This window comes from Prochlorococcus sp. MIT 1327, from assembly GCF_047304785.1.
GTDB lineage: Bacteria > Cyanobacteriota > Cyanobacteriia > PCC-6307 > Cyanobiaceae > Prochlorococcus > Prochlorococcus marinus_D.
In genome coordinates this window covers 101,619-113,333 of record NZ_CP138972.1, presented here as the reverse complement: position 1 = coordinate 113,333, position 11,715 = coordinate 101,619, and the positions used below count along the sequence as shown (strand labels likewise).

11 protein-coding genes are annotated in these 11,715 nt (G+C 46.7%); 3 read left to right on the top strand and 8 right to left on the bottom strand.

Going from position 1 to position 11,715, the window contains the following annotated elements; genetic code table 11:
- Window positions 1-517: 517 nt before the first annotated feature.
- The 3 genes from SIB80_RS00535 to SIB80_RS00525 are packed head-to-tail and all read right to left on the bottom strand — an operon-like array spanning window position 518 to window position 5,382.
- Window positions 518-1,681: an HlyD family secretion protein gene (locus SIB80_RS00535; protein WP_063419352.1), complete on the bottom strand. Its 1,164-nt coding sequence runs from the start codon at window positions 1,679-1,681 to the stop codon at window positions 518-520.
- Between the two features lie 20 nt (window positions 1,682-1,701).
- Window positions 1,702-4,647: a peptidase domain-containing ABC transporter gene (locus tag SIB80_RS00530; protein ID WP_063419353.1), complete on the bottom strand. Its 2,946-nt coding sequence runs from the start codon at window positions 4,645-4,647 to the stop codon at window positions 1,702-1,704.
- A 24-nt stretch (window positions 4,648-4,671) separates the two neighbouring features.
- The gene (locus tag SIB80_RS00525) at window positions 4,672-5,382 is read right to left on the bottom strand and encodes a peptidylprolyl isomerase (RefSeq protein ID WP_063419354.1); all 711 of its coding nucleotides are present in this window, start codon (window positions 5,380-5,382) and stop codon (window positions 4,672-4,674) included.
- 690 nt (window positions 5,383-6,072) lie between these two features.
- On the opposite strand from SIB80_RS00525, the gene SIB80_RS00520 reads away from it, so the two are divergent.
- Complete coding sequence (locus SIB80_RS00520; RefSeq protein WP_063419355.1) at window positions 6,073-6,507, top strand: hypothetical protein; 435 nt, start codon at window positions 6,073-6,075, stop codon at window positions 6,505-6,507.
- Between the two features lie 139 nt (window positions 6,508-6,646).
- On the opposite strand, the gene SIB80_RS00515 is transcribed toward SIB80_RS00520, so the two are convergent.
- The 4 genes from SIB80_RS00515 to SIB80_RS00500 form a co-directional block, all read right to left on the bottom strand.
- Entirely contained in the window at window positions 6,647-6,934 is a 288-nt protein-coding gene (locus SIB80_RS00515; RefSeq protein ID WP_063419356.1) for a hypothetical protein, read from the bottom strand.
- A 145-nt stretch (window positions 6,935-7,079) separates the two neighbouring features.
- On the bottom strand, window positions 7,080-7,223 hold the full coding sequence (locus SIB80_RS00510) for a hypothetical protein (protein ID WP_413681492.1): 144 nt from the start codon (window positions 7,221-7,223) through the stop codon (window positions 7,080-7,082).
- A 7-nt stretch (window positions 7,224-7,230) separates the two neighbouring features.
- Window positions 7,231-7,827, bottom strand: coding sequence for a hypothetical protein (locus SIB80_RS00505; protein WP_236065982.1), 597 nt, complete (start codon window positions 7,825-7,827; stop codon window positions 7,231-7,233).
- Between the two features lie 230 nt (window positions 7,828-8,057).
- Window positions 8,058-8,645, bottom strand: a complete 588-nt coding sequence (locus tag SIB80_RS00500) for a hypothetical protein (RefSeq protein ID WP_236065983.1) — start codon at window positions 8,643-8,645, stop codon at window positions 8,058-8,060.
- 32 nt (window positions 8,646-8,677) lie between these two features.
- Between SIB80_RS00500 and SIB80_RS00495 the strand changes: the two genes are divergently transcribed.
- On the top strand, window positions 8,678-9,433 hold the full coding sequence (locus tag SIB80_RS00495) for a sulfotransferase family protein (protein ID WP_063419359.1): 756 nt from the start codon (window positions 8,678-8,680) through the stop codon (window positions 9,431-9,433).
- Window positions 9,430-10,188: a glycosyltransferase family 32 protein gene (locus SIB80_RS00490; RefSeq protein ID WP_063419360.1), complete on the top strand. Its 759-nt coding sequence runs from the start codon at window positions 9,430-9,432 to the stop codon at window positions 10,186-10,188. The genes SIB80_RS00495 and SIB80_RS00490 overlap by 4 nt, the downstream gene beginning before the upstream one ends.
- Before the next feature lie 274 nt (window positions 10,189-10,462).
- Here the strand turns inward: SIB80_RS00490 and SIB80_RS00485 are convergent, their stop codons facing one another.
- Entirely contained in the window at window positions 10,463-11,707 is a 1,245-nt protein-coding gene (locus SIB80_RS00485; protein WP_063419361.1) for a glycosyltransferase family 4 protein, read from the bottom strand.
- Between the last annotated feature and the right edge of the window lie 8 nt (window positions 11,708-11,715).

The window sequence follows — 11,715 nt, the reverse complement described above, 5'->3', positions numbered from 1 at the left end:
AATCAGACTAAGCCATCAGCGATCATCAGGACGTCATGTAACTAGGACCTGCTCCCTAAGGAATTATATTTGCTGATATGTGTTTATCAATATCTTTGGCGCTCAGTTGTTAACGCGCAGATTGTCACTCTGCTTAGAGTTGAAATTTCTCGTAGCCTTTTCTTGAGTAAGAGGCAAAAATACTGTTCATGCTGATAGCGGGAGCTATGAGCCAGTCTGCGACTTCGAATTTCTGTCCATCTGTTTAGTATGGATTCCTCGCCTAATTGCATTAGTGGGAGTTCTTCTGTTTCTGTGTCAGAAGGCTTACATCGTTTTCATAAGAGCTTTAGCGAATAATTGCAAAAGTACCGAGCTAATCCAAGGGAAGGATTTGATTCGAGTTGTTCTTTATGCAAATGAGATTATTTTACAGATCTTTTGAGGATTTTAAGGAGTGCATTCAATCTTTCATACGTAGTTTGCTTGTATATTTTAGGCCTTGTGTGGCTTGGCTGCTTCTTGGATCTTTTTTGAATTATAATTGACGAAGTGAATCAACTTTGTTTTGGAATGATCCAAGTAACAATTTTAGATAGCTTACTTTGCGTAACTTGATGTTGGATGTCAGACTCATTCCAACTTGAAGAGGTAGTTGGTTCCCGTTTTTAAGTTTGAGTTTCTGATTTTCTAATTTAATCATTGCAGGATAGCGATACTCTTGTCTGTTCTCTTGTTGATTAGGGGCTAGGGCATCAGATCCGATGCTTTTAACTTGTCCTTCAAGTACTCCAAAGTCGGTTGCAGGGAAAGAGTCGATGCTTATTTCTGCGGGCATTCCGACCTTCACAAAACCAATTTGGTTGCTGGGGATTTCGACTCGTGCTTCTAATGTTTCATAGGGAACGATTTTCATTAATGTTTCAGTTCCCTTGGCTACATAACCCTTGCCACTCGGTTTCAGGTCAAAAACGATGCCGGCGATAGGTGAGCGGATAGCTTGGTAGCGAAGATTTACTGAGGCTTCGGTGATTTTGGCCTGTAGTTGTTCTGATTCTGCTTTCAATTGTTGGATATTTTGAGCTTGCACCGCTTTCTCGCGTTTTCTATCTACTAGCGATTGATTTAGCTTGCCGTTAACTTCGGCAACTCTGCTTAATTGTTGCAAGTATTGAAGCTCTGCAGTAGCCCCTTGCTCGCTAAGTTTTTTGTAACTTGAAAGAATTTGTTTTTGAAGCGCTAGATTCTGTTTGAGCATTTTAACCTCCTCATCATTTAGAAGTAAATACTGTTCCAGTTCTGTTTTTTTAAATTCGAGCTGATTGTTTTTCAACTTGAAGCTTTCTTTAAATGAATCATGCTGTTGTTGGATTGTTTCTTTGTCAAGGCGCATAACCACTTGACCCGCTTCTACTTCTTCGCCATCTTTGACAAGTATTTCAGAAGCAATGCCACCTAAAGGCATCTGAATCTCTTGAACTGATCCTAACGGCTCTAGTTTTCCAGAAACTGTCACAACTTCATCAGTTTCTGCAAATGTGAGCCAACCTATTGCAAATACGGCTGTACTCATTAAGCCCCAAGTGGTGGCTCTCATCCAGATCGGTGATTGTCGAATAACCTCCCCTTCTTCATCTCGCTCGTTGAAGAAACTCTCTAATGAATTTTGTGCATTTTTCAAAAGGTCTGATGGTTTTTTCATGATCCTATCTATATTTTTCATTATCCAGCCTCCTGTTGGCGATAGAGAGCGTAGTAACGGCCTTTTAGTGCAATCAGCTCATCGTGAGTGCCTTTTTCGACAATTGCACCAAGGTGAAGCATGACTATCAGATCTGCATTGCGGATTGTTGATAGACGATGGGTCACGAAGAATACGGTGCAGCCTTTTAGGGATTCACGCAAGTTTTGGCAAACCCTGCGCTCGGTGTCGTAGTCAAGAGCACTTGTTGCTTCATCCATTACTAGTAGCTTGGGATTGGAAAGTAGCGTTCTGGCGATTGCCAAGCGTTGACGTTGACCTCCAGAGAGGTTTGCACCTCGCTCTCCCAATTGTGTGCTGTAACCAGAATCCAATCCCATAATAAATTCATGGGCGCAGGCTAGATTAGTCGCTTTTGCAATCTCTTCGGCGCTTGCATTTGGGTCGGTTAAAGCAATGTTTTCACTTACGCTTCCTGTGAAAAGCAATGGTTCCTGCGGGACGATGCCTATCTGACGTCGAAGGGAATAAAGCTCAACCTTGTCAATGTCATAGTCATCAATACTAACGCGGCCTTGATTTGGTAAATAAAGGCGAGGCAGGAGTTTCATCAAGGTGCTTTTGCCACTGCCACTTTGTCCAACCACTCCAACAAATGTGCCAGGATCGATAGAAAGATTGATTTTCTTCAGCACTAGTGGACTGCCTTCCTTGAATTGGAAACTCACATCTTCGAAATCTACTTGTCCTCTGATTGGAGGTAGCGGAATCTTTCCTTTATCTGCCTCATTCGATTCTTCTGGTGTGTCGACGATGTCTGCTAATCGTTCAAAGCTCACACGCAATTCTTGAATACGCTGCCAGATTGTTGACAGGCGTAGCAAGGGCTGAGTTACGTAGCCACTGATAATCCTGAAAGCAATAAGTTGACCGAGTGTCAGGTCACCTTTAAGAACCATGCTCGCACCCACCCATAGCACCATTAACTGGGATAGTTTCTGGAGGACTTGTCCTGTTTGAGTAAGTGCGGTTGCGGTAATAGTTTTTTCAAATGTACGAGCGATATAACGGCCATATCTCTCTTGCCATTTCCAACGACTTACAATTTCCACATTCTGAGCTTTAACCGTCTGGATGCCTGTAAGGACTTCTACTAGGTGAGACTGTGTACGAGCATTCTCCTCTGCTGATTGTCTGAACTGTCTGCGGAAAAGAGGAGCCCCAGTAAGAGTAATTGCTATCTGAATTGGCACTACGATGAGTGCAATAATGGTTAAAATCCAACTGTATAAAGCCATTACAAGGATATAGATAACCGAGAAGGCTGCATCGATGATTGTCGTCAGTGCTTCACCAGTGAGGAAAGAGCGAATCTTCTCAAGCTCGGCGACACGTGTACCAAGTTCTCCCACAGGACGACGATCGAAATAACCGATAGGTAATCGCAAAAGATGATCAATCACTTCAGCTCCTAAGCGCATGTCGATTCGGTTTGTAGTATCTGTGAATAGAAAAGTTCGTAGACTTCCAAGAATTCCTTCGAAAATTGTTACTGCGACCAGTGCAATACCTAGTACCTGAAGTGTGTCAAGGCTTCGCTGAGAAATCACCTTGTCGATTATTACTTGTATTAAAAGTGGGTTTGCAAGTGTGAATAGCTGCACGACAAAGGAAGCCAATAGCACCTGCATCAATGTTGTTCGGAACCTCTTAATCGCAGGAAGGAACCAGCTGAAGTTGAATTTCACATCAGGTGTTGATGTACTGCGATCAAGCAGGATTACGTCAAGGCCTTCTGGGGCAGCCTGTTGGATGGAGGCAGGGTTCAGCTCAAGCCAACCAAGGCGAGGATGAGCGACTAGCAGGCCCTCTGCGTTGCTGCGAACAACAAGTCCAAAACCACCTTCCCAGTTGATAAGGCAAGGAATATTTATACGTGTGCAATGAGCAGGTAGAACACGTCCTCCAGATGCATGCATGCCCATGCTGGCAGCTAGTTGTCCAAGCATTGGCAAGTTGGGCTGCTTGCCGCGACGAAGCGTACTCCGGATGCTTTTTTCTATGGAATCCCTTCGGTATGGCAACCGCATGTACTGTGCCAGCATCCTGAAGCAAGCCAAGCTTTCTTCTAATGGGCCTTGCCCTGAAACGAGGGTCACTGAGTCATACGGATCATCAGGGGTTAATGGAAGGCTGGAGCGCTGGAGGTCTTCATCGGAGTTTTGATTTGGTTCTTGCTGAGCATTGTCTGGCTCAGGTTGTTCTTGCTTAGGAGCCTTTCCAGCCTTGAGCTGCTTAACCACCACGTTGGGAAGAGTTAACAGTCTCAATGCGAATGAACCTTGACTGACCTCTAGCTCGGAAGCTGTATCAATAGGAGAGTTGAGTGCAAGTTTTGTATTGCGACTTCCTATAAATGCCAACTTCTCATCTGGTAGGAGACTTAGTGCATCTTTGGTTCCGCTGATGACGCCAGCCATTGGAATCACCTTGGCAAGCACATCCAATATTCCATATGGAGTTCGTTGGCTTTGGTTAACCAAATCGATCACTAAGTTGATAGCTTCAGCTGGGAAAACATTGTTGTTGCACCAATCTCGAAAGTTCGACTCTTCTTTGTAAAGCTCAGCAATTAATTTGTCAGGGATGGCGAAGGCCTTGATCGGAGAGGAAGCACTCACCTCTTCACAACCATCAGCTCTCAACAAAGATGCTAGGCCTACAAAGCTACCTGGTCCTTGTAAGGCCGCAGTGGTCAATGTTCCATTGTGACGAAAAAGCAAACGAGCTTTCCCTTCACCGATGACAAGTACTCGGCTGGGGATCAGATCTGCAACGCACAGGGCTTGACCAATCCCGAAACTGATGGGAACAGTCAGTTCTGAAAGCCTTTTATGGGTTTTGGCCGAACATTTACGGAAAGCAGGAAGCTCTCCCAGGAAGCTGATTTCTGAGGAAACGGTCATGAGGGCCTTTTCCCACTCCTGATCTCAAAGCTCGGCAAGCTTACAGACGACTTTCTCCTGTATTGATTCTTGGAACAACTCCATAGCCATCGACTGGGCGGTTTTGGCATCAAACTGAGCTGGCTCATAGCGTTCTAGACGAGCTACCACCCACCACCCTTCTATCTGGAAGGGCTCCAGCGCTTCTCCTGGTAATGAGGTGCGCAGCCTTTCAGAGAGGGCTGGATGGGCTTGTCTTAGAGGAACTGGCCCAACAATTCCTTTTGTTTTTGCTTCAAGGCCTTGGCTATGCGCTGCCGCCAGATCTCCAAAATTTTCTTCTCCGCCGGCAATACGGAGATAGATTTCTCTGGCGAGAGAGAAATCTTTCAAACGTATTAAACTATAAACAACGGTGTCAAGTTGTTCTTTGCGAGCCAGAAATCTGGCTTCTGCTTTGTGTTGAAAATGTTCATTGCTGTGTTTTTGGATGCGCAGTGAAAGTTCAAGATGCCAGTGGAGATCTTCTTCAAGGAGTGATAATTGCTTCAGATGCTTGCGTAGTTGTTCGGGGTGATCAAGTTTGTTTTGCTGGAGATAGTTCTGCCAAAGATGTTCAGTTTGCTCTTTTGAGAGTGCAATATACTGAACAGTCTCGGCGATAATTTCGGCAGTTACTGCCTGCCTCAACAGGTTGTGTCGACGTAGTAATGCGAGAGCCTCAGAGCTGAGGGCTTGGAGAGAGGGAATCGACATCTTTCTTGAGATTAGTTGTCAAATGAATGGCTCCTGGTGGCAAAGGAGGAGCTGGAAGCGAATTGCAGGGCGGGCCTTGCAAGGACCAATCAGAAAATAATCGTTATGTAGCCAGTTAGCTTTAAAACCATGCCTTTTTGCCTGTGTTGATTTGCTGTTATTGAAAGATTGAGCCTAGCCTCTGTTAAAAATTTGAAGATTCACGCTGATTTGACAAAAGTTATTGTATCTATTATTTGCTTTCGCAGGAAGACGCGTCATCTAATGGTTCGTAATATTCCTGTCGAGGCTTTGGTCGATCAATTAAATCAAGAGTTTGATCGAAGCATCGTTGCAGATGGCTTGTTAGATATATATCCAACGTGATGCTGGTGCTGTCTCACTTGGTGGTGGTGATTTGGGTGCGCAGGTTATCCAAGCTTTGGCTATGTAAGAGTCATTTGTGGATTACTTATTTCAATCAGTCGAGGCTCTTGATCAACAGATTGCACTTGATTTCCGCTTTGTGGAGAAGCCATAAGCGCTGATCTTCGAGTTTATTTCGATACGTCTATTGAGCTTCCAGGTTCTTCTGTTGAAACTCTGGGGATTGCTTTACCAAATCAACTCCAAGGCCAGAATTCTTTTTGGGAAATTATACTCAACAGGCCTGTATTTAGAAGTGATGAGAAGTACCTTAGATATGCGGCATTGCATGATTTTGCTCGTACCTTGGCTCTTGACCATCCTTTTGATACATCTGATGGAGATGTTCTAGGGAGCTCGTCACCCTGGGATGGAAATAGTGCATTTCCGAGTAAAATAGTGATGGCTTACCGTAGTCCAAAGTTTGAATTATGGGCGAAAACTTTTACTGATAATGACCTTAGAGCGCTTGACGTGATTTGGGGAGGTGAAGAAAATTTTGACCTTTTAATTGATGGAGGCCTGCTTGCTCATGATCATCATCATGGGAGGTCTGTTCAGATGTTATGTGATGACCATGTGCATATATGTGTTATGTTTTTAGTCAATTATCTTGAGATGATTTTCCCATATCATCCGGATTTTGATTGGATGTTCGGATCGTTCCAAGCTGGTTGCAGCGAAAAGTTTCATGATCAGATATTTGAGCATCTTTCTTGACTTTTTACGGCTAAAGCCTGGCATGTGTGTGGGTCATTGCGCATCTAAAATCTTGTTTTTTTCAGATTTGTGGCAGTAGGCGTTCAATTGCATGAAGCATTGTGCCGTCGAAGCCTGACGGTTCATCTGGATATTCGTTCTAACTCAGCCCAAGTTCATAGAGCGGTGTCAGAGCACCTTGGCGGGCCCTGAACATTGTCCCAACAGGAAAATTGATTTCCTCTGGCAGCTTTGTGATATCAAGTTTTAAGGCCAGTCTTTCGGCTTCTGTCCGATTATCTGTCGAGCCCAGGCAACCAGTATCTTCGGGAAAAACCATGCCTACATCGCTATTGCGTAGCAGGAATGAGGCGATCCTATCGAGCATGGCGTTACCGGTGTCTCCTAAAAGATTGATGAGTAGGAATTCACGCCAGCGCGCGGCCATTCCCCCATCAATCAACTAGCTTTTTTGTATGGAGATGTCCATGGATGAGGCGGTCACGATTGAGTTGCTGCCCGAGTTCAGTTACTAAAGGTCCGATGTCACGACCTCGATTGGGCACGATCTGAAGCTTGGCTGCCCAACCCAGTTAATCTAGGACCGATTCAAGCAATGGTTTTTGCTTGGGATTGGAGTACGTGAGGAATTGATCAGGACGGAGCTTGTTGTTTTCAAGTCGCTTAAGGATCGGCGTTAGCAGCTCCGGGTAGAAAACATGTATGTGCAGTGCCACCTGCGAATCAAGTAGCAAGGTCTTGATCGTGTTGGTGGGTTGGATGATTGGCACCTACAAGGGGCTTTTTGGTTGCCCGTGTTGATGCCAGTGGGTCGCGTTTGCTGATTGAGGGCCTTTGCTGTTCCCGGTATATGCCGGGATGGAATCCGGGAACGGGTTTACGGGTGCGGATGTTGCTTCGCCAGGCCAACACATAGCGCTGGGTTCTTTCCAGGTCGCTGAGATTGGTTCCAGGGCTTTGAAAGTTGCGATCAAAAAGTTTGGGGTTGAGCAAACGTTGTATATCTTTATTTTCCTGCTTGACCTCTTGATTGGCCACATCGCCAACGCTCACGAGTGAATGCACATACGAGGGGAAATGAAACCACTGCTTTGCCTGCTGCTGACTGAGTTTGCTGATGTGTTCAAGTGATTTTGGTGATTGCAGCACTGCAAGTGCTTTTTGAGCAAGATCCTTGATATCGAAATAGGTAGATACACAGGCCTGATGTAGAGTAAGTTCTTGCTCTAGAAGGCTGGCAAGCCCGCAAGCTTCGGCAAAGCAGAGAACGGGTGTTGCCTGAAGCATGGAGTCAATAGCCCCATTGGGCAGGGGTTGCAAGCCGGCTGTGCTCGGCCACCAGCGTCCTAAATCGATTAGTAGTTCTTCGGTTGGGCAGTGATATCAATGCGTTCGAAATATCCTTCAGGGTTGTGGATGTCGCCGGTTATGAGTTGGCCAGGTATGGCAACTCCTAGCTCTTTGAGAATTGATCCAATCAGGGACTTCCCGATGCGATGAATTGTGCACCATCAGCATCAAGGTGGGTGTATCTCTGCTCATGTCTAAGGTTACTGCTTGTAAACGAATGCTTCCCATTCACTCCAGCGTGGGTTTACTGCTCGGATACGTTGGCGGTCTTCATCTGTGAATTTCGCTTCTACCAAATGCTGAGCGGGCTTGGCGTTCTCGCGAGGCAAGTTGGAGAAAAGCGCGCTGCCTGACGGAAGCAGCGGGAGAAGATGGCGATTGAGGTCTTCAGGGAGATGCTCAAGGCGTAGGGCCGTGCAGGTTTCATCCACGCTGAAGTAATGCAGCCACCAGTCAGCTGCCACCCAAGTGCCACCAAGACGAAGGGAAAAAAACAGCCCACTGCGTACCGGATCAAAGGCAAGATTAGAAAGGTTCATGTGCCGCTGTTTGTGCTGCCAGTCACTAATTAGCCAGGCTTCTAGGCGCCTTGCGGTAATGAATCGTTGGCGAATACCCGCTCGCCATGATCCGCGGCTTTCGCGCAGGGCAACCGAATCATGCTTCTCAGCTGTGTGATCTGGATCGATACTTATACCAGCTAGCGATTGCTCTCGGAATAGACGGTTCATCGAAGTACCGCCGGTTTTGGGCATATGTAGCCAAAGGAAGTTGTCAGCGATGATCATGGCTGGATCGCCTAACTCCACAGGTGCAGTGTATGAGCAAACGCTTGCCTGAATTCATTGGTCTTGGTGTGCAGAAGGGTGGTACCACCACGCTGCAGAGGCTCCTGGAACAGCATCCAGGAGTGTTCTTGCCTCCATCTAAGGAACTGCACTACTTCACCCTCAATTATCTCCAAGGAGAGGATTGGTATCGTTATCAGTTTTCTAAGGCTCAGAGTGGCCAACTCTGCGGCGAGGTCACTCCGTATTACTTCTTCCATCCTCAGGTCCCACAGCGCATTGAGACGTTGCTGCCAAATGCTCGATTGATTTTGCTGTTACGCGATCCGGTTGATCGATGTGTTTCTCAGTACTTTCATTCTCGTCGGCTTGGTCTGGAACCATTGGGTTTGGAGGAAGCACTGGCAGCCGAGGATGAACGGTTGGAAGGATCAATATCAGCACTTGAAGCGATCGATGGTCGCCACCGCAGTCATCAGGAACATAGTTATCTCAGCCGCAGCCGCTATGAGCAGCAGTTGCCCCATTGGCAGCAACGCTTTTCTGCCGACCAGCTTTTAATTTTGCGCAGCGAGGATTTGTTTTTATCACCGCAAAAGGTTTGGGAGCAGGTGCTCATTTTTCTTGGCTTGCAGTATGTGCCTTTGCCCGCTTTGTCTCAACCAGCGAATGCTGGCAGTGGAGAAGCAAAACAATTGCCGGAACCCCTATGGGAGTTCTTGCGTCAACAGCTCAACCCCACCTATGCGTGGGTAGCGGAGCATACTGGAATACGTTGGAGTAAATGATGATTTCTTCTGAATTAAGCGAGAACTTTCCCTCGATCTTTCAGATTTTTATCTCTGACGAGAATTCAGAACCTCCAGAGCTTCTTCAGCCTGCAATTGCTTCAGTAAAGCAGTGTTTTGGTGCCTATCGCTACATCCGTCATGACGGGGAAAGTCTGCGTGCTTTTCTCCAGCAATCGTTTGAGCCAGCAGTGGTGGCCGCTTACGACAAGCTCCGACCGTATGCCTACAAAGCTGATCTTGGTCGTTATTGCTTGCTCTATCAATTCGGCGGATGGTATGCCGACATCAGTATTCAGATGCGTCAACCTGTTGGCCCGGTGGGCAAAGAAGTCGAGCTTGTTTATTTTTTTGATTTGGGAGATGGCGTGGTGCCTGGTAGGAGTTTGTTTGATGTCTCAAATTCACTGATCTACTCCACGCCGCAGCATCCTGTGATGGAACGCGCGATCCAAACAGTTATTAGGCATTGCCAAGATGAGTACTACGGCAATACGATTTATTCTCCCACCGGTCCATCGGTGCTGGGTGCTGCAATTGCTTCTGAAACAGCTTCTCAAAAACATGTAAGCGGTCATTTGATGGCTCTAACGCCCAGTCATCCACGCCGTAATCTCTCGTTTGTTTTGCCCGACGGTCAGATTTTGGCCCTGTTCAAAAAGGGCTGGATGGCTCCTGGGGATGTGTTGTTTGGACCACGTGAAGGCACTAACAATTATGCTGATCTATGGGTACAGCGAAAGGTTTATTGCTAATTAAGTCGAGGTCGCAGATTACGCAAAGCTTTAATCACACGGAGGGGGTGGTTCTGGGTGCTGTGGCGTTGAGAGCGCCAGCACAGTGCTTCAGCGGATGCATCATTTTGTCAAAGAGCAGAGTGGCAAAGTTCGATTGGGAGGATCTTGTTTTAGTGAGCAAAACTTGTAAAGCTACCCATAGCGTTGTTTGATTGCATTATTAATATTTAATATGCATTCTCTTGGCTTCATGCAGAAGAGGCTCTACGCAAATTTCAGGAAGTGATGTTAATTAAATTGGCAGACTCCCATTTGCTATTTGCTGAATCAGCTTGAGTTGTTCTTGCACACACATTTCAAGTTTAAAGCGTTGAAGAATGGTTTTTCTCGCTGCTTCGCCAAGCCTTAGGGCTTTATTTCGGTCTCGTAATAGTTCTGCGATTGCTGTAGCGAGATCTTTTGGCTTGAAGAAATCCACCAACAATCCATTGCGCTCGTTGTCGATTACTTCCTCCACTGGTGCAGTAGCCGAGCCGACGATGGCGCAGCCGCTGCTCATCGCTTCTAGTAAGCTCCAACTGAGTACAAATGGGTAAGTTAAATAGACATGTACTTGGGAAAGCTGAAGGATGGTTAAAAACTGGTCGTAAGGGACCTTGCCAGCAAAGATTACTTTGTTGGATTCGTATTGCCCTCCGATCTCCTTGAGGAATACGTCTTTCCATTCCCCCTCTGGGCAAACGGCGCCATAGCTTACGCCTTTGGTCTCACCAACGATCAACAAACGTGCGTCTGGCTCAAGACGTTGCAACTCTGGGATAGCGCGAATCATTGAATGACAACCTCTGTAGGGCTCCAAAGTGCGATTCACGAAGGTGACCAGCTTTTCGCCAGGGCTGAGCACCGTACCGTCGGCAAGTGTGACCGGTTTTGGAGAAGGATTGGGTGCAGCTTTTCTGGTGTCGATGCCGTCGTGAATCACGCTGATTTGATTGCGCCAGCTGGATGGATAGCTGGTGCGCTGAAATTCCGTCGGCGCCACGCACCAGGTGCTGTTTTCAAGATTCAGTAGTTGATTGGCCGTTTTCATCCGTATATGAGCACAGTTTTCCCAGGGTGGTTTGCCTTGAAGCTCGGGATCAAAGTCGTAATCAAATCCGCGTGGGTTATAGAAAAATTCCTGATATGTGAGGATCGGTATTTGCGGCCAGATGTCTCCAAGGAAGAGCATTTCACCCCAGCCTGGATGTCCGCAAATCAGGTCAGGAGTGAATCCTTTTCTCTTCAGTTCTTGGGCGGCGCGTGCACAAGGCTCGGCCCGCAGCACTTTTGTTTCCAGGTCCGTTACCCAAGGATGAAGTCCTGGTTGATTGCCTTGGTTTAATCCATAACGGAAGTACTGAACGCTGGCAGGGAGTTCATCGGTAGCTTCCTCGATTCCCAGCCCGATCAACTGATGACCGCCTTCTGCATCCAGAGCTCTGAGAATATGGATGTATTGCCCCGGGAAGCCCTGGTGCACAAACAGTAGTTTCAAGTAATTTA